The 23770-nt window shown below is 73.2% G+C and carries 20 protein-coding genes; 12 read left to right on the top strand and 8 right to left on the bottom strand.

The features are described from left to right. Positions 1-172 precede the first annotated feature (172 nt). Positions 173-1378 carry an aminotransferase class I/II-fold pyridoxal phosphate-dependent enzyme gene (locus AB0C33_RS09100; RefSeq protein WP_358285236.1) on the top strand — a complete coding sequence of 402 codons (1206 nt, stop codon included), beginning with the start codon at positions 173-175 and terminating at the stop codon, positions 1376-1378. Here the strand turns inward: AB0C33_RS09100 and AB0C33_RS09095 are convergent. Then, the gene (locus AB0C33_RS09095; protein ID WP_358285234.1) at positions 1375-1848 is read right to left on the bottom strand and encodes a hypothetical protein; all 474 of its coding nucleotides are present in this window, start codon (positions 1846-1848) and stop codon (positions 1375-1377) included. The two genes, AB0C33_RS09100 and AB0C33_RS09095, sit on opposite strands and share 4 nt — an antisense overlap. 151 nt (positions 1849-1999) lie before the next feature. Here AB0C33_RS09095 and AB0C33_RS09090 point away from each other — a divergent pair, with 151 nt between their 5' ends. The 7 genes from AB0C33_RS09090 (at position 2000) to AB0C33_RS09060 (ending at position 12520) form a co-directional block, all read left to right on the top strand. Next, the gene (locus AB0C33_RS09090) at positions 2000-3361 is read left to right on the top strand and encodes an FAD-linked oxidase C-terminal domain-containing protein (protein WP_358285232.1); all 1362 of its coding nucleotides are present in this window, start codon (positions 2000-2002) and stop codon (positions 3359-3361) included. A gap of 163 nt (positions 3362-3524) precedes the next feature. Continuing rightward, on the top strand, positions 3525-5888 hold the full coding sequence (locus AB0C33_RS09085; protein ID WP_358285230.1) for a protein kinase: 2364 nt from the start codon (positions 3525-3527) through the stop codon (positions 5886-5888). Between the two features lie 60 nt (positions 5889-5948). Beyond that, positions 5949-6578 carry a TetR/AcrR family transcriptional regulator gene (locus tag AB0C33_RS09080; RefSeq protein WP_358285228.1) on the top strand — a complete coding sequence of 210 codons (630 nt, stop codon included), beginning with the start codon at positions 5949-5951 and terminating at the stop codon, positions 6576-6578. A 53-nt stretch (positions 6579-6631) separates the two neighbouring features. Beyond that, positions 6632-8164: an acyl-CoA carboxylase subunit beta gene (locus AB0C33_RS09075; RefSeq protein ID WP_358285984.1), complete on the top strand. Its 1533-nt coding sequence runs from the start codon at positions 6632-6634 to the stop codon at positions 8162-8164. Continuing rightward, positions 8161-10050, top strand: coding sequence for a biotin carboxylase N-terminal domain-containing protein (locus tag AB0C33_RS09070; protein ID WP_358285226.1), 1890 nt, complete (start codon positions 8161-8163; stop codon positions 10048-10050). The genes AB0C33_RS09075 and AB0C33_RS09070 overlap by 4 nt, the downstream gene beginning before the upstream one ends. After that, positions 10047-10808, top strand: a complete 762-nt coding sequence (locus AB0C33_RS09065) for an enoyl-CoA hydratase-related protein (RefSeq protein WP_352320246.1) — start codon at positions 10047-10049, stop codon at positions 10806-10808. The genes AB0C33_RS09070 and AB0C33_RS09065 overlap by 4 nt, the downstream gene beginning before the upstream one ends. Continuing rightward, on the top strand, positions 10808-12520 hold the full coding sequence (locus AB0C33_RS09060; protein ID WP_358285982.1) for an acyclic terpene utilization AtuA family protein: 1713 nt from the start codon (positions 10808-10810) through the stop codon (positions 12518-12520). Before AB0C33_RS09065 ends, AB0C33_RS09060 begins: the two co-directional genes overlap by 1 nt. On the opposite strand, the gene AB0C33_RS09055 is transcribed toward AB0C33_RS09060, so the two are convergent. After that, complete coding sequence (locus AB0C33_RS09055; RefSeq protein ID WP_358285224.1) at positions 12446-13351, bottom strand: ROK family protein; 906 nt, start codon at positions 13349-13351, stop codon at positions 12446-12448. The genes AB0C33_RS09060 and AB0C33_RS09055 overlap by 75 nt on opposite strands. 169 nt (positions 13352-13520) lie before the next feature. Here AB0C33_RS09055 and AB0C33_RS09050 point away from each other — a divergent pair, with 169 nt between their 5' ends. The 4 genes from AB0C33_RS09050 (at position 13521) to AB0C33_RS09035 (ending at position 16128) form a co-directional block, all read left to right on the top strand. Then, positions 13521-14534: a phosphotransferase family protein gene (locus AB0C33_RS09050; protein WP_358285222.1), complete on the top strand. Its 1014-nt coding sequence runs from the start codon at positions 13521-13523 to the stop codon at positions 14532-14534. 86 nt (positions 14535-14620) lie between these two features. Further along, positions 14621-14881 carry a hypothetical protein gene (locus tag AB0C33_RS09045; RefSeq protein ID WP_358285220.1) on the top strand — a complete coding sequence of 87 codons (261 nt, stop codon included), beginning with the start codon at positions 14621-14623 and terminating at the stop codon, positions 14879-14881. 59 nt (positions 14882-14940) lie between these two features. Then, positions 14941-15792, top strand: coding sequence for a helix-turn-helix transcriptional regulator (locus AB0C33_RS09040; RefSeq protein WP_357964569.1), 852 nt, complete (start codon positions 14941-14943; stop codon positions 15790-15792). A gap of 69 nt (positions 15793-15861) precedes the next feature. Continuing rightward, positions 15862-16128: a hypothetical protein gene (locus AB0C33_RS09035; RefSeq protein WP_352320256.1), complete on the top strand. Its 267-nt coding sequence runs from the start codon at positions 15862-15864 to the stop codon at positions 16126-16128. Between the two features lie 45 nt (positions 16129-16173). On the opposite strand, the gene AB0C33_RS09030 is transcribed toward AB0C33_RS09035, so the two are convergent. The 6 genes from AB0C33_RS09030 to AB0C33_RS09005 all read right to left on the bottom strand — a co-directional run bounded on the left by AB0C33_RS09030 (position 16174) and on the right by AB0C33_RS09005 (position 23696). After that, the gene (locus AB0C33_RS09030; protein WP_358285218.1) at positions 16174-16791 is read right to left on the bottom strand and encodes a TetR family transcriptional regulator C-terminal domain-containing protein; all 618 of its coding nucleotides are present in this window, start codon (positions 16789-16791) and stop codon (positions 16174-16176) included. 54 nt (positions 16792-16845) lie between these two features. Then, on the bottom strand, positions 16846-18849 hold the full coding sequence (locus AB0C33_RS09025) for a glycosyltransferase family 39 protein (RefSeq protein ID WP_358285216.1): 2004 nt from the start codon (positions 18847-18849) through the stop codon (positions 16846-16848). Then, entirely contained in the window at positions 18846-20021 is a 1176-nt protein-coding gene (locus AB0C33_RS09020; RefSeq protein ID WP_358285215.1) for a bifunctional glycosyltransferase family 2/GtrA family protein, read from the bottom strand. The genes AB0C33_RS09025 and AB0C33_RS09020 overlap by 4 nt, the downstream gene beginning before the upstream one ends. Before the next feature lie 9 nt (positions 20022-20030). After that, complete coding sequence (locus AB0C33_RS09015) at positions 20031-21395, bottom strand: HAMP domain-containing sensor histidine kinase (RefSeq protein WP_358285213.1); 1365 nt, start codon at positions 21393-21395, stop codon at positions 20031-20033. After that, positions 21392-22090 carry a response regulator transcription factor gene (locus tag AB0C33_RS09010; RefSeq protein WP_358285211.1) on the bottom strand — a complete coding sequence of 233 codons (699 nt, stop codon included), beginning with the start codon at positions 22088-22090 and terminating at the stop codon, positions 21392-21394. The genes AB0C33_RS09015 and AB0C33_RS09010 overlap by 4 nt, the downstream gene beginning before the upstream one ends. A gap of 100 nt (positions 22091-22190) precedes the next feature. Beyond that, positions 22191-23696, bottom strand: a complete 1506-nt coding sequence (locus AB0C33_RS09005) for an NAD(P)/FAD-dependent oxidoreductase (RefSeq protein ID WP_358285209.1) — start codon at positions 23694-23696, stop codon at positions 22191-22193. Positions 23697-23770 lie beyond the last annotated feature (74 nt).

Raw genomic sequence — 23770 nt, 5'->3', positions numbered from 1 at the left:
CTTCGCGGAGTTGTGCCTGCCCCGATGTCCTCCATTCCACTCCGGCGATCGCCGGACGGGAAGCGCTTCTTTAGAACGTCTTTGAAGCGGTGTCCCACATGCCGGGCGATTACCGGACCCCTTGGGGACTTCTTCTATCCTTTGGACCGAACCGACTCGGAGGAGAGATCTCGTGACCGCACAGAGTGACTACGCCGCCCTCGTCCAGCGGGGGCTCTCGCTCGACCTCACCCGGGGCAAGCCGTCACCGCGCCAGCTCGATCTCTCCGACGGCATGCTCAAGCTGCCCACCTCCGTCAAGGCCGCCGACGGCACCGACGGCCGCAACTACGGCAACCTCCAGGGCCTGCCCGAGCTGCGCGAGCTCTTCGCGCCGCTGGTGCAAGTGCCCGCCGGTCAGCTCGTCGTGGGCGGCAACTCCAGCCTGACGCTGATGCACGACACGATCGTGCACGCGCTGCTGTCGAAGGTGCCGGGGGCCGAGCGCCGCTGGGTCGAGGAGCCGGAGATCACGTTCCTGTGCCCGGTGCCCGGCTACGACCGGCATTTCACCATCTGCGAGCGGCTCGGCATCAAGATGACGGCCGTCCCGATGAACGCCGACGGCCCCGACATGGACGTCGTGGAGCGCCTGGTCGCCGCGGACCCGGCGGTCAAGGGCATCTGGTGCGTGCCGAAGTACAGCAACCCGTCCGGCGTCACCTACAGCGACGAGACCGTGCGCAGGCTGGCCGCCATGCCGACGGCCGCCCCCGACTTCCGGATCATGTGGGACAACGCCTACGCCGTCCACCACCTCACCGACACGCCGGACGAGCTGGCCGACCTGCTCGCGCTGGCGGCCGAGCACGGCAACGCCGACCGCGTGTTCGTCTACGCCTCCACCTCGAAGGTGACGTACGCGGGCTCGGGCGTGTCGTTCTTCGGCTCCTCGCCGGCGAACGTGGAGTGGTTCCTCGCCAACACCGCCAAGCAGTCCATCGGCCCCGACAAGCTCAACCAGCTCCGGCACGTGGAGTTCCTGCGCGACGCCGCGGGCGTGGCCGCGCACATGCGGCGGCACGCCGAGCTGATCGGCCCGAAGTTCGAGCTGGTCGACAAGGTGCTGACCGAGCGCCTCGGCGACCTGGCCACCTGGACCAGCCCGCGCGGCGGCTACTTCATCAGCCTGGAGGTGCCGCACGCCGCCGAGGTCGTGGCCAGGGCCAAGGCCGCGGGCATCGCGCTCACCCCGGCCGGCGCCACCCACCCCTACGGCCAGGACCCGGAGGACCGCACGATCCGCATCGCCCCCACCTTCCCCGAGCTGGACGAGCTGGAGCAGGCCATCGACGGCCTGGCCGTCTGCGTCCGCCTGGTGGCGGAGGAGCGCGGCTAGATCGCCCGGCCCCGGAAGCCGAAGATGTACTCGCGCGTCTCGCCCGGATGGAACGAGACGCCGACCCCCGGCTCGAACGCGACGTTGTCGCGGGCGCAGTAGTACAGCCGTTCCCACACGGCCAGCGCCTTCTCCCGGGCCGGGGCCTCGGCGTGGTCGCGCCTGCGGGCGCCGCGCGCGCCGAGCACGAAGAACAGCCCGAGCCCCCAGAACAGCCCGGTGAGGCAGAACGGCGCGAGCAGCACCTCGCTCCACTGCGAGTCCTTGCCCATCGCGATCACCAGCGACACGACGAGGTGCACCAGGGCCGCCACGCCGAGCATGATCCACCCCTGGTTCCTGGCCCAGGGCGTGTAGTGGCGGCTGGGGAACGACATCCACACCGCGAGCTGCGTACGGCTCATGACGTGCTTCGACGCGCCCATCGACGGCGCGGTCGGCAGGTCGGCGACCTCGCGCTGGCCGGGCAACCTGACCCTTCCGATCCGGTATGTCGTCCCCGCGGCGACCGCGCCCGGAACCGAGACGAGCTGGTCAGCCTGCGTACATACCGGGCACCTGACTTCCACCCAGGGCAGTCTGGCCTTAAGGAACGGTCCGCGCAAACCGTAGGGTGCAGGTGTGAGACCGATTGATGCCCTGGTGAACTCGCTGTCCGAAGCTCGCGTGCTGACCGACCCGGACGTGATCGACTCCTACGCCCGCGACCGCACGTTCGTCGAGCCGGGCAAGCCGCTCGGCGTGGTGCTCGCCGCCTCGCGCGAGGACGTGGTGACGACCCTGCGGTGGGCCACCGAGCACCGGGTGCCGGTCGTGCCGCGCGGCGCCGGCACGGGCCTGGCGGGCGCGGCCACGGCCGGCGACGGGACGATCGTGTTGTCGCTGGCCAGGATGACGGCCATCAGGGAGCTCTCCCCCGCCGACGAGATCGCCGTGGTGGAGCCGGGGGTCATCACCGCCGACCTCGACCGCGCCGCCCGCGAGCACGGGCTCATGTACGCGCCGGACCCCTCGTCGTACGAGATCTCCACGATCGGCGGGAACCTGGCCACCAACGCCGGCGGCCTGCGCTGCGTGAAGTACGGCGTCACCAGGGACGCCACGCTCGGCCTTGAGGTCGTGCTGGCCGACGGGCGGATCCTGAACACCGGCCGGCGCACGATGAAGGGGGTCACCGGCTACGACCTGACCGGCCTGTTCGTCGGCTCGGAGGGCACGCTGGGCGTGATCACCGCGGCCACCGTGCGACTGCGGCGGGCTCCGGCCGCGCCGCCGGCCACGTTCGCCGCCGAGTTCGGCTCGCTGCGCGAGGCGGGCGCGGCCGTGTCGGCGATCATGGCCGCGGGCTGCCAGCCCTCGCTGATGGAGCTGCTGGACCGCGCCACGCTGGAGGCCATCGACGACTGGCGCAACATCGGGCTCGAACCGGCCACGCAGGCCATGCTGATCGGCCAGTCCGACGCGACCGACGGCCAGGCCGTGGCCGCCCGCATGGAACGGCTCTGCCTGGACAACGGCGCCTCGTTCGTGGCCGTCTCCTCCAGTCCGCAGGAGACCGAGGAGCTGGTCGGGCTGCGCAGGATGGCCTACCAGGCCAAGGAGCGGCTGGGGGCGTGCCTGGTCGAGGACGTGTGCGTGCCGCGCTCGGCGCTGCCCGAGATGATCACCGCGATCGAGGCGGCGGCGGCCCGGCACGGCGTGCGGATCTGCACGGTCGCCCACGCCGGCGACGGCAACCTGCACCCGGTCTTCATCTTCGAGCACGGCACGACCGAGCCGCCCCCGCAGGTGTGGGCCGCGGCCGACGAGGTGTTCCGGCACGCTCTCTCGCTCGGCGGCACGCTGACCGGCGAGCACGGCGTGGGCGTGCTCAAGCGGCGCTGGCTGGGGCTGGAGTCCGGGCCGGTGGCGGCCGAGGTGCAGCAGGGCATCAAGGCGGTCTTCGACCCGCTGGGCATCATGAACCCGGGCAAGGCCATCTGAATTTGCCAAGCCGTGACCTTGGGGCTCCGGCGCGGACACGACCTGCGACGAAACACTGACATGTTCCGTCAAAAGGTGGAACTTACTTACAGGTCCGGCAGACGTCCCACATGTCACGCTGGTAGCGTTTTGCCCCATCTATTGGTTGTCATGGGGGTCCGACGTGAATCAGTTCCAGCCGCTGGCGGCGGACGACCCGCGGCGGCTGGGGGCGTACGACATCGTCGCCCGGCTCGGCGAGGGTGGTCAAGGCGTCGTCTATCTGGGCAAGAGCGACTCGGGTGACCAGGTCGCCGTCAAGCTGCTGCACAACGCCCTCGTGGCCGACGCCGACGCGCGGACCAGGTTCCTGCGCGAGGTGGCGGTGGCGCAGCGGGTCGCCCGGTTCTGCACCGCGCCCGTCCTCCACGCCGATCTCGACGGGAGCCGCCCGTACATCGTGAGCGAGTACGTGCCCGGCCCCTCGCTGCGCGAGCTCGTCATCAACGAGGGCCCGCGGCGGGGCGCGGCGCTGGAACGGCTCGCGATCAGCACGGCCACCGCACTGGCGGCCATCCACCGGGCCGGGATCCTGCACCGCGACTTCAAGCCCGCGAACGTGCTCATGGGCCCCGAGGGGCCGGTCGTGATCGACTTCGGCATCGCCCGCGCGCTGGACTCCCCCGGCGCGACGGCCACGGGGATGGCGATGGGGACGCCGTCGTACCTGGCGCCGGAGCAGCTCAGCGGGGCCGCCGTGTCGGAGGCGGCCGACGTCTTCGCGTGGGGCGTCACGATGGTGTACGCGGCCACCGGCAAGCCCGCGTTCGGGGCGGACTCGATCCCCGTGGTGATGAACCGCATCCTGAACGAGGAGCCGCAGCTCGGCGGGATGGAGGGCGAGCTCGGCGCGCTGGTGGGCCTGTGCCTGTCGAAGGACCCGGCGCAGCGGCCGAGCGCCGACGAGCTGATCGTCCGGCTCACGGGGCAGCCCGCTCCCAAGGCCGCCATCGAGCCGGTCACCGGCGCGACCGCCACCCCGGCCGTGCCCCACCAGGCCGGCCCTGCGAACAGCCCTGCGAACAGCCCTGCGAATGGCCCTGCGAATGGCCCTGCGGCCGGCTCCTCCGGTGCGGCGCAGGACGCCTACCCCGGTCCCTGGACCCAGCCCACCGGCACCAACGCCGTGCCCCGGCAGCCCGGCCCCGACAACCGCCCCGCCCCCGGCGTCCCGCAGGGACCGGCGGGCCCCCAGGGCGCGACGGGCCCCCAAGGTACGGCGGGCCCTCAAGGTGCGGCGGGCGGTCCTCAGGGCGGCCCGGCCGGGCCCGGCGCGCCAGGCGGCCACGCGGGCGCCATGCCCGGCGCCGCCCAGGGCGTCCCCCACCCGGGCGTCCCGCAGGCCGGAGCCCCCGGCGGTCCGCAGGCCGGCGTCCCCGGCGGCCCGCACACGCCGAGCGGCGTTCCCGGCGGCCCTCAGGGCGGGGCTCAGGGCGGGCCGGCCGCGCAGGGTGCGGTGCCGCACGGGCACCCGCACGGCGGCATTCCAGGCGCTCCTCAGCCGGGACATCCCGGTGGACCCCAGGCGGGGCACCCCGGTGGACCTCAGGCGGGGAACGCGGGGGCGACCAGGGTCGGCGGTCCCAGTGGTCCCGGAGGTCCGCAGGGCGAGACGTCCGGCAAAGCGCCCGACAAGCAGCGGCGGACGCTGACGCTCGCCCTCTCCGGCGCGGCCGCCGCCGCGCTGCTGGTGGTGGCGGGCGCCGTCGTGGTGCAGGCCAACAGCGACAAGGTCGCCGTGACCGCCACCGGCAGCACCTCCGAGAACCCCACGGGCGACGGACAGGGCGCGGGACAGCCCGAGCCGCCGGTCGCCGAGGTGACCCCGGACCCGATCCTCCCGGCGGAGACCGGCGAGCCCGTCCCCACGCTGGACGTCGGCGAGGCCGAGCCGCCCAAGAAGGTCAAGCACACCAAGGACCCCGTCATCGCGGTCCCGAACCCGGTGACGACCGTGACGGCGACGGCCCACCCGGCGACCAAGCACCCCACGCCCAAGCCCACCCCCACCAAGACGAAGAAGCCCACGGGGTTGATCGACGGCGAGGACCAGCCGGACGCCACGCCGACCCCCGGCCCCACGACGACGGTCCCGGCCAAGAAGCCGACGACGAGCAAGCCGACCGTGAAACCGACCGTCAAGCCGACCGCCACGCCCAAGCCGAACACCTACAACGTGGTGACCGTCTGCGGCTCCGGCTACAAGGTGATCGACAAGCACGCGCTGGGCACCGCGGCCACGATCTACCTGCTCTACAACACCAGCGCGGGCAAGAACTGCGTGGTCACGATGTCGAAGCTGGTCTATCCCGGCAAGGTCTCCATGAACGCCACCCTCCAGGTCCAGGGCGGCGCGAGCGGCGGCAACCCGGGCACGTTCACCGCGTACGCGGGCCCGGTCCGGCTGGCGGCCGTGAAGAAGTGCGTGATCTGGGGCGGTTCGTGGAGGTCGCTGAGCTGGAAGTCCGGCTGGAGCCACTGCACCTGACGTGACGGCGCGCGGCGGGACCCCTTCCTTCCGCGCGCCCCGCTCGCTACGGTGACTGACGTGATCGTCAGGTCCCTGACCCTGCGCGGCAAGCGCACGCGGGCCACGTTGCTCGCGGCCGGGCGTGAGGCGTTCGAGGAGCACGGGTTTGACGCCGTGCGGATCGACGACGTGTGCGCGCGGGCCGGGGTCTCCCACGGCACCTTCTACACGTACTTCGACTCCAAGGAGTCGCTGTTCGGGGAGGTGGCGCAGACGGTGGTCGGCGAGATGTTCGCGGCGAGCGCGGTCGGCGACGCCGCCTCCGGCGACCCGTACGCCCGCATCGAGGCCGCCAACCGCCTCTACCTGCGGGCCTGGGCGGCCAACTCGCGCCTGGTCCGCATGGTGGAGCACGCCGCCGACGCCGACGCCCGCTTCGGGCGGCTGGTGCTGGAGCTGCGCGAGGCGTTCGTCCGGCGCGGCGCCGACGGGCTGCGCCGGCTGCAGGAGCAGGGCCTGGCCGACCCCGCGCTCGACCCGCGGCTGACGGCCGTCATGCTGGGCGGCATGGTCGAGCACTTCGCCCACGTGTGGCTGGATCTCGGGGAGCGGGCCGGCGAGCAGGACGCCGTCGACCACCTGACCCGGCTGTGGGCGCGGGCCATCGGGCTGACGCCCGCGTCGACTTCGCGACAGGAGGCCCCGTGATCAGGAGCCGGCTCGACCCGCGCGACGCCGAACATCTGGCCCGGCGCGCGGCCATGCTCGCCAAGCTGGCCGAGCTCGACGCCGAGCACGCCAAGGCGGTGGCCGGCGGCGGCGAGAAGTACGTCGAGCGCCACCGCCGGCGCGGCAAGCTGCTCGCCAGGGAGCGCGTCGAGCTGCTGATCGACCCCGATTCGCCGTTCCTGGAGCTGTCCCCGCTGGCCGCGTGGGGCAGCGAGTTCCAGGTGGGCGCGGGCATGGTGACCGGCATCGGGGTGATCGAGGGCGTCGAGTGCCTGATCACCGCGAACGACCCCACGGTCAGGGGCGGCGCGTCCAACCCGTGGACGCTGCGCAAGTCGCTGCGCGCGGCCGACATCGCGCTGGCCAACCGGCTGCCGTACGTCAACCTCGTCGAGAGCGGCGGCGCCGACCTGCCGACGCAGAAGGAGATCTTCATCCCGGGCGGCCGGATCTTCCGCGACCTGACGCGGCTGTCAGCGGCGGGCGTGCCGACGGTGGCGCTGGTCTTCGGCAACTCCACGGCCGGCGGCGCGTACGTGCCCGGCATGAGCGACTACGTGGTGATGGTCCGCGACCGCGCCAAGGTGTTCCTGGGCGGGCCGCCGCTGGTGAAGATGGCCACCGGCGAGGAGTCCGACGACGAGTCGCTGGGCGGCGCCGAGATGCACGCCAGGACCAGCGGCCTGGCCGACTACCTGGCCGAGGACGAGCACGACGCGCTGCGCATCGGCCGCGCCGTCGTGCGCTCGCTCAACTGGCGCAAGCAGGGCGTGGCGCCGCTGCCCGCCCGCGAGCCCGCCTACCCGGCCGACGAGCTGCTGGGGATCGTCCCGGAGGACCTGAAGATCCCCTTCGACCCGCGCGAGGTGATCGCCCGCGTGGTGGACGGCAGCGAGTTCGAGGAGTTCAAGCCCCTGTACGGCCCCTCGCTGGTCACCGGCTGGGCGCGCGTCCACGGTTACCCGATCGGAGTGCTGGCCAACGCGCGCGGGGTGCTGTTCAGCCAGGAGTCGCAGAAGGCCACCCAGTTCATCCAGCTCGCGAACCAGTCGCGCACGCCGCTGCTGTTCCTGCAGAACACCACCGGCTACATGGTGGGCAAGGACTACGAGCAGGGCGGCATCATCAAGCACGGCGCCATGATGATCAACGCCGTGTCGAACTCGACCGTGCCCCACCTGACCGTCGTCATGGGCGCCTCCTACGGCGCCGGCAACTACGGCATGTGCGGGCGCGCCTACGACCCCCGCTTCCTGTTCAGCTGGCCGAGCGCCAAGTCGGCGGTGATGGGCCCGGCCCAGCTCGCCGGGGTGCTGTCGATCGTCGGCCGGGCCGCGGCGCAGGCCAGGGGGCAGGTCTACGACGAGGAGGCCGACGCGGCGATGCGTGCCATGGTGGAGTCCCAGATCGAGGCGGAGTCGTTGCCGTTCTTCCTGTCGGGACGGCTCTACGACGACGGGGTGATCGACCCGCGCGACACCCGTACGGTGCTGGGGATGTGCCTGTCGGCGATCAACAGCGCGCCGGTGCCGCCCGCGGCGGGGTTCGGGGTGTTCCGCCCGTGATCACCCGTCTGCTCGTGGCCAACCGGGGCGAGATCGCCCGCCGGGTCTTCCGCACCTGCCGCTCGCTCGGCGTCTCCACGGTCGCCGTCTTCTCCGACGCCGACTCCGGCGCGCCGCACGCCCGCGAGGCCGACCTCGCCGTCCGCCTGCCGGGGGCCCATCCGGCCGAGACCTACCTGGCGGTGGACCGGATCATCGAGGCGTGCCGGGTCTCCGGCGCCGACGCGGTGCACCCGGGCTACGGGTTCCTGTCGGAGAACGCCGCGTTCGCGCGGGCCGTGCTGGACGCCGGGCTCACGTGGGTGGGGCCGCCGCCCGAGGCGATCGAGGCGATGGGCTCGAAGATCGCGGCCAAGCGGCTGATGGTCGAGGCCGGCGTGCCGGTGCTGCCCTCGCTCGACCTGGCCGCCCCGGACGAGTTCCCGCTGCTGGTGAAGGCGTCCGCGGGCGGGGGCGGGCGCGGGATGCGGATCGTCAGGCACGCCGGCGAGCTGGCCGCCGAGGTGGAGTCGGCGCGGCGGGAGGCGGAGGCGGCCTTCGGCGACGGCGCCGTGTTCGCCGAGCCGCTGCTGGAGGCCGCCCGGCACGTCGAGGTGCAGGTGCTGGCCGACGGGCACGGCACGGTGTGGGCGTTGGGCGAGCGGGAGTGCAGCGTCCAGCGCAGGCATCAGAAGGTCGTCGAGGAGTGCCCGTCGCCGGGGATCTCGGAGCGCACCCGCGAGCTGCTGTGCGCGGCGGCCGTGCGCGCGGCCCGGCGGATCGGCTACGTCGGGGCCGGCACGGTGGAGTTCCTGGTCAAGGGCGAGCGGGTGGCGTTCCTGGAGATGAACACCCGGCTCCAGGTCGAGCATCCGGTCACCGAGCTGGTGTTCGGCGTCGACCTCGTCCGGCTGCAGCTGGAGGTGGCCGAGGGCGCGGCGCTGCCGTCCGGGCCGCCCGCGCCGCGCGGCCACGCGATCGAGGCGCGGCTGTACGCCGAGGACGCCGCCTACGTGCCCCAGACGGGCGTGCTGCGCCGGTTCGAGGTGCCGGGTGACGTCCGGGTCGACTCGGGCGTCGAGTCCGGGTCGCGGGTGTCGCCGCACTACGACGCGATGCTGGCCAAGATCGTCGCGTACGGCGCGACGCGGGCGGAGGCGGCGCGGAAGCTGGCCGCGTCCCTGCGCGGGGCCCGGCTGCACGGCCTCACCACCAACCGCGACCTGCTGCTGGAGATCGTGACCGACCAGGCCTTCCTCGCGGGCGAGACGAACACCGCCTTCCTCTCCCCCGGCGGCCCGCTGTCGCCGCCGTCGCCGCCGTCGTCCCCGCCTTCCGGCGACAGCGGGCTGCCGGCGCTGGCCGCCGCGCTCGCCATGGCCGCCGGGCGCCGGCGCGAGGCCACCGTCCTGGCCGGGCTGCCCGGCGGCTGGCGCAACGTGCGCTCGCAGCCCGCCCGTGCCCGGTTCGAGGAGGCCGACGTCGTCTACGACCCGCTGCCCGCGGGCGTCACGGTGGTCTCCGCGCGGCCGGAGGAGGTGGTCCTGGAGCGCGACGGCCTGCGGCGGACGTTCCAGGTCGCCCGGTACGACGGCGACGAGCGCGTCTACGTCGACTCCTCCATGGGCGCGGCCGTGCTGACGCCGGTGCCGCGCCTGCCCGAGCCGGTCGAGCACGTCGCCCCGGGCTCGCTGCTCGCGCCCATGCCGGGCAGCGTGCTGCGGGTCGAGGTGGCCGAGGGCGACACGGTGGCCCGGGGCCAGCCGGTGCTGGTGCTGGAGGCGATGAAGATGGAGCATCGCATCGCCGCCCCGGCGGGCGGCGTGGTGTCGGACGTACGCGTCGAGAAGGGGCAGCAGGTCGAAGCCGGGGCCGTGCTGGCGATCATCCAGGAGGAGACCACATGACGAGCCTGGTGCACAGGGAGCTGGCGGACGGCGTGGCCACCGTCACGCTCGACTCGCCGGCCAACCGCAACGCGTTGTCCAGGCGGCTGCTGGCCGAGCTGGCCGAGCACCTGCGCTGGGCGCTGGCCGAGCCGGGGGCCCGGGTGATCGTGCTGACCGGCACGGGCCGGGTGTTCTGCTCGGGCGCCGACCTGAAGGAGCAGCGCGGCGACGCGGACGCGCCGGTGACGGCGTCCTTCCCGGAGATCATGACGCTGCTCTGGGAGAGCCCGAAGCCGGTGATCTGCCGCCTGAACGGCACGGCCCGCGCGGGCGGCCTCGGCCTGGTCGCCGCGTGCGACTTCGCGATCGCGCCGGACACGGCGTCGTTCGCGTTCACCGAGGTGCGGCTCGGGGTGGTGCCCGCGATGATCTCGGTGCCCGTGCTGCGCAGGCTCGACCCGCGGGCGGCGGCCGAGTACTTCCTGACCGGCGAGGTGTTCGACGCCGCCACGGCGGCCCGCATCGGCCTGCTGACCAGGGCCGTCCCGGAGGACGAGCTCGACGCGACCGTGCGCCACTACGCGGGGATGCTGGCCAGGGGCGGCCCGGAGGCGCTGGCCATCACCAAGCGGCTGGTGCGGGAGGTCCCGGCGGTGTCGTTCGAGGAGGGCCTGCGGCGGATGAGCGAGCTGTCGGCCGAGCGCTTCACCTCGGCGGAGGGGCAGGAGGGCATCGCGGCGTTCATGGACAAGCGTCCGCCCAAGTGGGTGCCGTGATGGCGCTGCGCGTCGCGAACTGCAGCGGTTTCTACGGCGACCGGCTCTCGGCGGCCAGGGAGATGGTCGAGGGCGGCCCGATCGACGTGCTCACCGGCGACTGGCTGGCCGAGCTGACCATGCTCATCCTGGCCGGCAACCGGCTCAAGGGCCGTCCCGGCTACGCCCCGACGTTCCTGCGCCAGCTTGAGGACGTGCTCGGCCCGTGCCTCGACCGCGGCATCCGGATCGTGACGAACGCGGGCGGCCTCGACCCGGCCGGGTGCGCCGAGGCCGTGCACGAGCTGGCCGCCCGGCTGGGCCTGTCCCCCAAGGTCGCCCACGTGACCGGCGACGACCTCATGGGCCGCCCGCTCGACCTGGTCCACGCCGGCACCGGCGAGCGCGCGCCGGCCGCGCCGCTGACCGCGAACGCCTACCTCGGCGGCCGTCCGATCGCCGCCGCGCTGTCGGCGGGCGCGGACGTCGTGGTGACCGGCCGGGTGACGGACGCCGCCCTGGTCACCGGCCCCGGCATCTGGCGGTACGGGTGGGGCCCCGGCGACCTCGATCCGCTGGCCGGCTCGGTCGTCGCGGGCCACGTCATCGAGTGCGGCTGCCAGGCCACAGGCGGCAACTACGCCTTCTTCCAGGACGTGCCCGACCTGGCTCACTGCGGCTTCCCCATCGCCGAGCTGCGCGCCGACGGCTCGGCGGTGATCACCAAGCACCCGGGCACGGGCGGCCTGGTCTCGGTCGGCACGGTCACCGCGCAACTCGTCTACGAGCTGGGCGGCCCGCGCTACCCGGGCCCCGACGTGGTGGCCAGGTTCGACACGATCACGCTCTCCGACGACGGCCCCGACCGGGTGCTGATCTCCGGCACGCGCGGCGAGCCGCCGCCGGACACGCTCAAGGTCGCCGTCAACTACCCGGCCGGCTACCGCAACACGATGACGCTCGTCCTGACCGGCCTGGACGTCGAGGCCAAGGCGCGGGTCGCCGAGGAGGCCGTCTGGGCGCGGGTGCCGCGCGAGACCTTCGACCAGGTGGACGTGACGCTGACGGACGCGGGCCTGCTGCGGATCACCGTCATGGACGCCGACCGGCGCACGGCGGGCCGGGTCTTCTCCTCGGCCGTCGTGGAGACGGGCCTGTCCAGCTACCCGGGCTTCCACGGCCTCACCCCGCCCGGCGACGCCTCCCCGTACGGGGTGTACTGGCCGGTCCTGGTGCCGGCCTCGCAGGTGCGCCCGCGGGTCTTCCTGGACGGCGTGGAGCTGCCCGTCCAGGAGGAGCCTGCGGTTCCCCAGGGCGGGCCGGTCCCCGAGCCGCCCGCGCCGCCGCTTCCCGCAGCCCCCGGCGGGCCTGCCGTGCGCGTGCCCCTGGGCCGGGTGGCGGGGGCGCGCTCCGGCGACAAGGGCGGCGACGCCAACCTCGGCGTCTGGGTCGCGACCGACGAGCAGTACGCCTGGCTGGCGGCCACCCTCACCGCCGACCGGCTCACGTCCCTGCTGCCGGAGCTGGCCGCCCACCGCGTCGAGCGGCACGAGCTGCCCAACATCAGGGCGCTCAACTTCGTCGTGCACGGGCTGCTGGGCAGAGGCGTGGCGGCCAGCCCGCGCATGGATCCGCAGGCCAAGGCCCTGGGCGAGGAGCTACGCGCCCAGATGGTCGACGTGCCGGCCGCCCTGCTGCCCCAGCGCCCGCAGGCCGAGCAGCCCGGCGCCTAGCAGGCCCGCGTCCACGCCGAGCGCCGACACCCGCACCTCGGGCGCGGGGCGGAAGGCGAGCCGCGCGGCCAGCCGGGCGCGCAGCGGGGTCAGCAGGGCGTCCCCGGCCAGCGACAGGCCGCCGCCGACGACGATCACCGCGGGGTCCAGCACCAGCGTGTACGTGGCCAGTGCCAGCGCCAGCGCCTCCACGGCCTCCGCCCACACGCGGGCGGCCGGCTCGTCCCCGGCGGCGGCCCGGCGGACGACGTCCTCGGCGGAGGTCTCGCCGGCGCGGGCGGCGACGGAGGCGGCCGAGGCGTAGGCGGACAGGCAGCCGCGTTGCCCGCACGGGCACGGGAGCCCGCCGGGACGCACCGGGATGTGCCCGATCTGCCCGGCCCAGCCGGCGGCGCCGCCGTACAGGGAGCCGGTCAGGACGACGGCTCCGGCGATGCCGGTGCCGATGGGCAGGTACAGCGCGTCGGGGGCCGCCGATCCGTAGGCCAGCTCCGCCTCGCCGGCCGAGCGCACGTCGTGGCCGAGGGTGAGGGGGAGCGTCCCGTCGGCGAAGGCCGCGGCGGGCACGTCCCGCCAGCCGAACGCGGCCGAGAAGACCGCCCGCCCGGACGCGACCAGGCCCGGCACGGCCAGACCCACGGCCGCCGGGCGCAGCAGGGCGCCGGCGACGGTCCGCGGCGCGCTCAGGTCGGCGACGAAGGCGGAGATCGCCGCGATCACGCGTTCCGGCCCCTCGGTGCGGGGGGTGGGGCGGCGTTCCCGGTAGAGGATGCCGCCGTCCTGGGCGATCAATCCGCCCTTGAGGGTTGTCCCGCCCACATCGACTGCCACAACACACGTCATCCACCCATATTGTCCCAATGAAGGATGATGGCGGCCAGAGCGAGCCGTCGGGCCGTCCTGCCGTTCATGCCGGCCCTCATGCCGGCACTGGGTTGACCGGGCGTCGGGGCTCTCGTAGGTTGAAGCCTCCAGAATATCGTTCTGCCAGAGGGCGGCCATGACCTCCACCCACATCGACGTCAGCGCCATCGACCTCGACGACCTCGGCGCGTGGATGGACGCCGAGGGGCTGCCGGGCGGGGCGATCACGGAGGTCGCGCCGATCCCCGGCGGCACCCAGAACGTCATGGTCCGCCTCGAACGCGGCGGCCGGCCGTACGTGCTGCGCAGGCCGCCCCTGCACGCCCGGGCCAGGAGCAACGAGGTGCTGCGGCGCGAGGCGCGGCTGCTGGCGGCGCTGAGCGGCACGGCGGTGCCGGCGCCCCGGCTGGTGGCCGCGCAGACCGTCCGGGAGCCGGTGTTCTACCTGATGGAGCCGGTGGCCGGGTTCAACCCCTCGACCGGGCTGCCCGAGCCGCACGCCTCCGACGCCGCGATCCGGCACCGGATGGGCCTGGAGGCCGCCGCCGCGCTGGCCGAGCTGGGACGGGTCGATCCGGCGGTGCTGCCCGGGTTCGGCCGTCCAGAGGGCTTCCTCGACCGGCAGGTGCCGCGCTGGCTGAAGGAGCTCGACTCCTACGGCGAGCTCGACGGCTACCCCGGCCCCGACATCCCGGGCCTCGACGCCACCGCCGACTGGCTGACCCGCCACCGGCCCGCTGCGTTCGTCCCGGGGATCATGCACGGCGACTACCACTTCGCCAACCTGATGTTCGCCCTCGACGGGCCCCGAGTGGCGGCGATCGTCGACTGGGAGATGTGCACGATCGGCGACCCGCTGCTCGACCTGGGCTGGCTGCTGGCCACCTGGCCGGTGAACGACGGGCACGTGCCGGGTCTGCCGTCGGAGCGGGAGCTGGTCGCGTACTACGCGGCGCTGTCGGAGCGCGACCTGTCGGCGATCGACTGGTACGCGGTGCTGGCCTGCTTCAAGCTCGGCATCGTGCTGGAGGGCACGCACGCGCGGGCGTTCGCCGGCAAGGCGCCCCGGGACATCGGCGACGTGCTGCACGCGACCACCCTCGGTCTGTTCGGCCGCGCCCACGACATCATGGAAGGCTTGTTGCGCTGAACCCGATGCGGGAAAAGGATCACGCCGGACGCCCAGATGCGTACAATTGCGCGCAATTGCATCTGGCATTCGGGGAAAGGATCGTCATGCGCATGCGGTTCCTCGGCTCCACCTCGGAGGCGGGCGCCTGCCCCACCCTGTACGAGACCGATCGCGGCACCATCGTCGTCCAGGGGCTTCACGTCACCGACCCCGAGGCGCTCGCGGACCTCCGCGACGTGCTCGACGGCGAGGCCGCCGTCGAGGTGCCCCGCGAGCTCATCACGGAGATCGCCCGCCGGGTCCTGCTCGACGGGTCAGCCGCCGCCCGGCCCACCAGCGACGGGACACCGTCGGCAACCGCTTGATCACGATTGCGCGGCTGGGCCTGGCATGATCGGTGCCCGCGGAGCTAGCCTCTTGCCGCGTGACGTCCTATCAGCAGGCGCGCATCGACCTCGGCGGCCAGCTTCGCCAGTTGCGCGAAGCCGCCCACCTGTCGGGCAAAGACCTGGCCGAGCGGCTGCGCTGGCAGCCGTCCAAGGTCTCCCGCCTGGAGAACGCCAGGCAGACGGCGACCGAGGACGACGTGGTCGTGTGGGCGCAGGCCGTGGGAGCCGCGCCCGACACGACCGACGAGCTCATCAGGCAGGCCATCGCGCTGCTGGAGCGGCACGACGACTGGAAGCAGCGGCACCGCAGCGGCCTGGCCGCCATCCAGGAGGACATCCGCGACCTGGAGGCGCGCACGAAGCTGTTCCGCGTCTTCGAGCCCGGCATCGTCGTCGGCCTGCTGCAGACCTCCGAGTACGCCCGGCACGTGTTCCGCAAGGTCAAGCGCCTCTACAGCGCGGCCGACCAGATCGACGCGGCCGTCCGCGTGCGCATGCAACGCCAGGAGATCCTCTACGACCGCACGCGCACGTTCCGGTTCGTGGTGCCGGAGTCGGCGCTGCGCAGCGCGCTGGCCCCGGCCGACGTCATGCGCGGCCAGCTCGACCGGCTGCTGGCCGTCAGCACGCTGCCCAACGTGGAGTTCGGGGTGATCCCCTTCGGCACCGAGCTGCCGTCCGCGCCGATCAACGGGTTCTGGATCTACAACGAGGCCATGGTGGGCGTCGCCACGATGACCAAGGACCTCGTGCTGCGCGACCCCGACGACATCGCCTTCTACGTGCGGGCCTTCGACGACTACGCCAAGGTGGCGGAGTTCGGCGAGCCCGGCCGAGAAGTCATCATCCGTATTCTTCGCGAATACCTGCAACAAACCCCACATTAACCTCAGCAATTGCTTGCCACCCGCAGCAAGATCGTGCAATTCTGTCGCGAGACGTTGCGGAGGTGACGCATGATGCTTGATACCGCGCTCTGCCTTGAGCGGTTCGCGTGGCACGCGGGCCGTCACGCCGATCTTTCGGTGCAGAATGTCGCGCTGGCCAGCGACCCGGCGTACGTGTCGGTGCGCAACCGGTTCTCCGCCACCCTGGCCGAGACGGTGACCTGCTCCGACGACGGCGCGTACATCACGTCGTGGGGCTACCGCCTCGGCACCGCCGAGGACGTCGAGTCGGCGGCCGCCCGCCTGGCCTTCCTGCTGGCCGCCCTGCCCGCCTGACTCGGGCCGGACCCGAGTCAGATCCAGGCCCACCCCGAGCCGGGCTCAGCCGAACCGCTCCACCGCGATGCCGGCCTCCCCGGCGGCGGCCGTGCGCGCGTGGGCCAGCAGCCGCGCCCGGTCGAGCACGTTGGGATGCAGGGTGTAGCGGATGATCAGGCCGTCGAGCATGGCGTCGATGCGCTCGGCCGCGCCCGCCGGATCGGCGCAGGCGAACTCCCCCGCCTCGGTGCCGACCGACAACACCTGGGCCAGCGCGTCGAGCCAGGCCGTCTCCAGCTCCAGCATGATCGCGTTGACCGCCGGCTCGCGCAGCGCGGTGTTCCAGGCGTCGATCCAGAGCAGCCAGCTCTGGTCGGAGCGCGACTCGGGGATGTAGTAGCGCAGCACCCGGTCGAGGCGCTCCACCGCCGTGCCGGGGCCGTCGGCCAGTTCCTTGAGCCGGGCGCTCTCGATGTCGAGCGTGGCCCGCAGCATGGCGGTGATCAGCTCGTCCTTGGTCGCGAAGTGGTAGTGGATCAGGCCGCCGCTGACGTTGATGGACTTGGCTATGTCGGCGATGCGCGTGTTGGCCAGGCCGCGTTCGAGCACCACTTTGCGGGTGGCCTCAAGGAGCTCTGCTCTGCGCTGGTCGGCCTGATCGGCCCGGGTCGTACTCGCCACCCGATCAGCCTATAGCGCGCCGCGGGGACGGGCCCCGCGGCCGCCGTCGCTTCCTCAGGGGGCGCAGTCGTACAGGCCGGTGTGGCCGTCCACGGCCGCGCAGTCGGCGGTGACCCAGGTGGTCACCGCGGTGTCGCCGCCGCCGGGGCCGCCCCGGCCGCCGGGCAGCACGTACCTGAGCCGTCCCGACGAGACGAGCTCCCGCAGGCGGGGGACGGTCATGGCGGGGTCGGAGCCGGTGAAGCCGCCCATGGCGATCACCGGGCGGCCGGTGGACAGGATGATCGAGGACGCCTGCTGGGCGCTGCCCACGGCCACCAGCCACGTCGCCCGGCCCTGGTTGGCGACCAGGTACCGCACCGTCGAGTCGGCCACGCCGCCGCCCATGGAACCGCGCTCCCGGACGCCCGGCTCCCCCTGCGGTGGCTCGCCGCTCTGGAGGGCGTCCGTCCGGGCGCCGGGGAGCTCGCCGCCCGGTGGCGGGCCGCCGAAGCCGCCGAAGCCGCCGGGGCCGCCCGTGCGGCCCGTGGACGGGCCCGCCGTGGGATTGGTCCCGTTCACCCGCGCCCCCAGCGGTGAGACGGCATAGGCCGCCGGACCGGCGAGCCCCGCGACCACAGCGGCCGCCAGCGCCACGACGGTCACCCGGCCCGCCATCCGCCCCCTGCCCGCCACGAGCCCTGTCGCGGCCCCTGTCGCGGACGCCGGCACGAGCCCTGTCACGTGCCCTGTCACGATCACCGTCACGAACCCCGCCACGGCCACTGTGGTCGCCCCGAGCACGACCCAGGCCAGCCACGGCAGCCACTCCGGCGTGCGGCGCAGCACCACGAACGCCCACCCGCCGGTCACCGCGACCGCCACGGGCAGCGCCCACGCCCAGCCCCGCGACCCGCGGTACGCCTGCCACATCGCGGTCGCCCCCATGCCGGTCAGCGCGGCCACGGCGGGCGCCATCGCGGTCGTGTAGTAGGGATGGAACGTTCCACGGGAGAAGCTGAACACGGCGTGGTGCACGACCAGCCAGCCACCCCACAGCAGCCAGGCGGCCCCGTCGAAGAGGGTCCCGCGCGCCCGCAGCAGCACGGCGAAGGCCAGCGCCACCGCGCAGAACGGCAGCAGCCAGGAGATCTGCCCGGCCATGACGTCGTTGAACAGCCGCCCGGCCCCGGCCTGCCCGCCGAAGTTCGCGCCGCCGGACCCGCCGCCGGCCCGATCCTGGCCGAAGATCCGGCCGAGCCCGTTGTAGCCGATCACCAGGTCCCGGACGGTGTTGCCGGTCGAGCCGCCGACGTAGGGCCGCGAGGCGGCGGGCCAGAGGTCGACGACCACCATCCACCAGGCGCTGGACGCGACCAGCACGACCCCGGCGGCCAGCAGGTGCCCCACCCGCCGGGCCAGGCCGTGGCGGGCGCACACCAGGTACGCCATCCCGAACGCGGGCACCACCAGGTACGCCTGCAACATCTTGGCGTTGAACCCGAGCCCCACGAACAGCGCGGCGAGCAGCAGCGGCCGCAGCCGGGCCGTGCGCAGCGACTCCAGGCAGAACCAGGCCGCCAGCACCAGCAGCAGCACGAGCACGGTGTCGGGGTTGTTGTCCCGGTTGATGGCCACCGTGATCGGGGTGAGCGTCATGACCACCGCCGCGACCAGCGCCGCGACGTGCCCCTGACGGGTGCGCCCGAAGGACCGGCGGACCGCCGAGTACACCGTCCCGACGGCCGCCACTCCGGCGAGGACCTGCGGCATCAGCATGCTGTACGTGCCGTGGCCGAAGATCCGCGCCGACAGCCCCATGACCCACAGCGCGAGCGGCGGCTTGTCCACGGTGATGAAGGACCCGGCGTCGATCGCGCCGAAGAAGAACGCCTTCCAGCTCCGCGTGCCCGACAGGACGGCGGCGGCGTAGTACTCGTTGGCGTTCCCGCCGAGCGCCCACGCGTACAGGACGAAGGCGGCGGCCAGCACCGTCCACATCGCGGGCCGCGACCAGCGCGGGTCGCCCGCGGCGCCGGTCAGCGCGCGCACCCGGGCGGGCGCGGCCACGGCGGTCATCGCCCGCTCCTGCGCCGGGGGTTGAACACCCACACGCGCAGCAGCAGGAACCGGACGAGGGTGGCCGCCGCGTTGGCCGCGATGACCGCCACCAGCTCCACCCCGTGCGAGACCCCGCCCGGCAGCAGCGCGAGGCTCCCCGACGTCAGCGCCAGCCCCACCAGGAACGCGATCAGGCCTTCGAACTGGTCGCGCAGCGCCCCGCCCGAGCCCTTGACCCCGAACGTGAAGCGGCGGTTGGCCGCCGTGTTGGCCACGGCCGTGACGAGCAGCGCGACCGCGTTGGCGAGCTGCGCCGGGACGACCTGCCGCGACATCGAGAACAGCGCCAGGTAGGCCAGCGTGCTCACCACGCCCACGATCGCGAACCTGGGCAGCTGCCTGGCCATCCCCTTCGGCAGCTCGGCCCGCCGCACCCGGGCGGGCATCGGCAGGCGCGCCGCCCCCGACAGGGTCCTGCGGGCCACCCTGGCCAGCCCGCGCAGGTCGTCCAGGGCGGTCCGCAGGAGGTCCACGCGGCTGTCGGGGTCGTCCACCCAGTCGACGGGGACCTCGTGGATGCGCAGGCCGTGCCGCTCGGCCAGCAGCAGCAGCTCGGTGTCGAAGAACCACTGCTCGTCCTCGACGGCGGGCAGCAGCGCCTGCGCGATCTCCGTGCGCACGGCCTTGAACCCGCACTGCGCGTCGGAGAACCCGGCACCCATCACCGAGCGCAGCAGCAGGTTGTACGAGCGGGAGATGAACTCCCGCTTGGGCCCGCGCTCCACCCGCGAGGCTCTGGCCAGGCGGGTGCCGATGGCCAGGTCGCTGTGGCCCGACAGCAGGGGGGCGACCAGCGGGAGGAAGGCGTCCAGGTCGGTGGACAGGTCGACGTCCATGTAGCTGACGACGTCGGCCTCGCTGGTGGACCAGACCTGGCGCAGGGCCCGGCCGCGGCCCTTCTCGTCGAGGTGCACGGCCCGTACCTGCGGCAGCTCACGGGCCAGCTCGATGGCCAGCCGCCAGGTGTCGTCTGAGCTGGCGTTGTCGGCGATGGTGATGCGGAAGCCGTAGGGGAACGTGGTGGCGAGGTAGGCGTGCAGCCGGGCGACGCTCTCCCGCAGCGCCCGCTGCTCGTTGTGGACCGGGACGACCACCTCTACCAGGCGCGTCCTTACCGCTGTTGTCTCCATGCAGCCAGCTCACGATTCGGGTTTTTGAGAGGACTTATCCGATTGTGAGTGACGCGTGAGAGTTCCGGGAAGATCGATCGTCGCGATCGCGCCGCCGCCGGGCGCGTTGGACAGCCGTACCTTGCCGCCGGTCTCGGACACGGCCTGCGCCACGATCGCCAGGCCCAGCCCGGAGCCGGGCAGGCCGCGGGCCGAGGGCGAGCGCCAGAAGCGCTCGAAGACGTGCGGCAGCTCCTCTTCGGGGATGCCGGGGCCGTGGTCGCGGACCGTCAGCCGGCCGTCCTTGAGCGAGACCTCGACCTGGCCCTCGGGGCTGAACTTGCGGGCGTTGTCGATGAGGTTGAGCACGGCGCGTTCGAGCGAGGCGGGGCTGCCGACGACGTACCAGGGGTGCAGGTCGGTGCGCACGTCGGCGCCGCGCAGCCGGGCGCGTTCGGCGGCGGCCGTGACGACGTCGTGCAGGGCCAGCTCGACGTGCGGCTCGTGGTCGGTGTCGCCCCTGGCGAGCTGGAGCAGGTCGCCGACCAGCGTGGACAGCTCCGCGAACTGCGCCTTGACGTTGACCAGCAGGCGTTCCTTGGCGCCCGGGTCGAGCTGCCTGCCGGTCTGCTCGCTGCGCAGCAGCAGGTCGATGTTGGTGCGCAGGGTGGTGAGCGGGGTGCGCAGCTCGTGACCGGCGTCGGCGACGAGCTGCTGCTGGCGTTCGCGGGAACCGGCCAGGGCGGCGGTCATGGCGTTGAAGGAGGAGCTGAGCCGGGCGATCTCGTCGTTGCCCTGGACGGGGATGCGGGTGTTGAGGTCCTCGGTCTCGGCGATGTGCTCGGCCGCCTTGGTCAGCCGGCCCACGGGACGCAGGGCCGTACGGGAGATGGCCCGTCCCGCCAGTGCGGCGCCGATCACGCCCACGGCCGCGATGGCGGCGAGCGCGAGCGCGGTGTTCCGCAGGGTGATCTTGATGTGATAGAGCGGCCTGGCCTCCAGGACGGCCACGCCGGGCGCGAAGTTGACGGCCACGACGCGGACCTCGCTGCCGTCCCGCGTCACGCCGTAGCGGTAGACCGGCTCACCGCCACCGGATGTCGCCCTTTTGTCCTCCTCCGCCGGCACGATCGGCGAGCCGAGCGAGCAGGTCCTGCCGTCGGCGAACAGCAGCGTGGCCATGTCGTGGTAGTCGGAGGCGCCCTCCGGTGTGCAGTTCTTCTGGAGGAACCGCTTGTCCCCCTCGCCCTCCGGCTCCAGGATGGTCTGGTCGAGCTGCCTGATGACCTGGTTCTGCACGATGAACCAGGACAGCCCGGCGCACACCGCGATCGCGATCGCGACGGCGGCCGCGACCAGCAGCGTCAGCCGTGTGCGCAGGCTGTTGCGGATCACGGTGTGGCCCGCAGGACGTACCCCACCCCGCGGACCGTGTGGATCACCCGGGGCTCTCCCCCGGCCTCGGTCTTGCGGCGCAGGTACATGACGTACACGTCGAGGGAGTTGGAGGTCGGCTCGAAGTCGAAGCCCCACACCTCGTTGAGGATCTGGTCGCGGGTCAGGACCTGACGGGGGTGGGCCAGGAACAGCTCCATCAGCAGGTACTCGGTCCTGGTCAGGTCGAGCGCGCGGGCGCCGCGGGTGACCTCCCTGGTCGCCGGGTCCATGCGCAGGTCGCCGTAGGACAGCGTGCCGCCGTCGGCCGAGCCCGCGTTGAGCGCGCCGCGGCGCAGCAGCGCGCGCACCCGGGCCAGCAGCTCGTCCAGCTCGAACGGCTTGACCAGGTAGTCGTCGGCCCCCGCGTCGAGCCCGGACACCCGGTCGCCGACGGCGTCGCGGGCGGTGAGCATGAGCACGGGGATGTGGTTGCCCTGGGCCCGCAGCCGCCGGCAGGCGGTGAGCCCGTCGAGCCGCGGCATCATCACGTCGAGCAGCACCGCGTCGTACGGCTCGCCGGCCAGCGCCTCCAGCGCCGCCTGGCCGTCGTTGGCGGTGCCGACCCGGTAGCCCTCGAACTCCAGGCTCGACTGCAGCGCCTCGCGCAACGCGGGCTCGTCGTCCACCACCAGCAACCGTGCGGGCTCACTCATGTGTCACAAGATATGAGCCCACTATGAGAGCACGATGAACGGGATCATCGATGTGCCCTGAGAAATCGCCGCGGGGGAACGGCGGTCCTCCCGGCTCGGTTCAGGGCCGCAGCAGCGCCATGGCCGCGTTGTGGCCGCCGATCCCGCTCACGCCGCCGCCCCTGCGGGCCGCGGCGCCGCACAGCAGGATGCGTTCGTGCCCGGTCTCGACGCCCCATCCCCTCTCCTCCGCGTACGGCCAGCTCAGGTCGGCGTGGAAGATGTGGCCGCCCGGCAGTCCCGCGTCCCTCTCCAGGTCGACGGGGGTTTTGACCTCGACGCACGGGGTGCCGTCTGGGGCGCGGAGCAGGCAGTCCTCGATGGGCTCGGCGAGCACCGCGTTCATGGAGGCGAACGTGGCCCGCAACGCATCCTCACGCGCTTTTTCTGGATTTTCCCGGAAAAGTCGGGCGGGCATGTGGAGGCCGAACAGGGTCATCGTCTCGGCCTTCCCCCGCAGTTCCGGCCCCAGAATGGACGGGTCCGTCAAGGAATGGCAGTAGACCTCCGCGGGCGGCGATTCCGGGATCTCCCCTCGCGCCGCCTGCTCGTACGCCTTCGCGAGCTGGTCGCGCCCCTCGTTGATGTGGAACGTGCCGCTGAAGGCGGCCCGGGGGGCGGCCGAGGGGTCCTTCAGCCGGGGCAGCCGGGCCAGCACCATGTTGATTTTGAGCTGCGCGCCCTCCGGCACGGTCGCGGGCCCGCCGAGCACCCGCTCCAGCACCGCCGGGGGCAGGTTGACCAGCACGTGGCGGCCGTCCACGGTGTGCTCGCCGTCCTCGGCGACGTACGTGACCTCGCCCGACGGCGAGATGCCGACGATCTCCGCGCCGGTCCTGATCTCCGCCCCGGCCCGCCTGGCCGCCCGCTCCAGCGCGCCGGAGACCGCGCCCATGCCGCCCACCGGGACGTTCCACTCGCCGGTGCCGTCGCCGATCACGTGATAGAGGAAGCACTTGTTGGCCAGCAGGTCGGCGGACGTGTCGGCGAACGTGCCGATCAGCGCGTCGGTGAGCACGACGCCGCGCACGGTGTCGTCGGCGAACCGCTCGTCCACGGTCTGGCCGACGGGCCGGGCGAACAGGTCGCGCCAGGCCGCCGGGCCGACCAGGCGTTCGATCTCGGCGGGCGTGCGCAGGGGTTCGAGCAGCGTGGGGGCCAGGACGCGGGCCACGTCCGCCGTCATGGCGTAGAAGTCGCGCCAGGCGCGGTGGTCGTGCTCGCCGCCGGTGACGGCGCGGAAGGAGGCGGCGGTGCGGGCCTCGTCCTCGTTGTCGACGAGCAGGCCGGTGTCGCCCTTGGGGGTGTAGGAGGCGTACCGGCGGCGGCGCAGGTCGAGGTCGAGGCCGAGGTCGCGGACGATCTGAGTGGGCAGCAGGCTCACCAGGTAGGAGTAGCGGGACAGGCGGACGTCCACGCCCGGGAAGGCCCGCGTGGAGATCGCCAGGCCGCCGACGTGCCCCAGGCGCTCCAGCACCAGGACCCGGCGGCCGGCTCCGGCGAGGTAGGCGGCCGCGACCAGCCCGTTGTGCCCGCCACCTGCCACGACGACGTCATACGCACCCATCCCCGCACCTTATGACCCGACCTGTGCCCTTAGTCAACGGTTCGTGCGGAGATGGCGCGGCCACTCGCGGGTGG

Origin of the sequence: Nonomuraea sp. NPDC048881, from assembly GCF_040649795.1 — a bacterium.
GTDB lineage: Bacteria > Actinomycetota > Actinomycetes > Streptosporangiales > Streptosporangiaceae > Nonomuraea.
The sequence above is the reverse complement of the archived record's forward strand: the minus strand, read 5'-3'. Positions and strand labels throughout refer to the sequence as shown.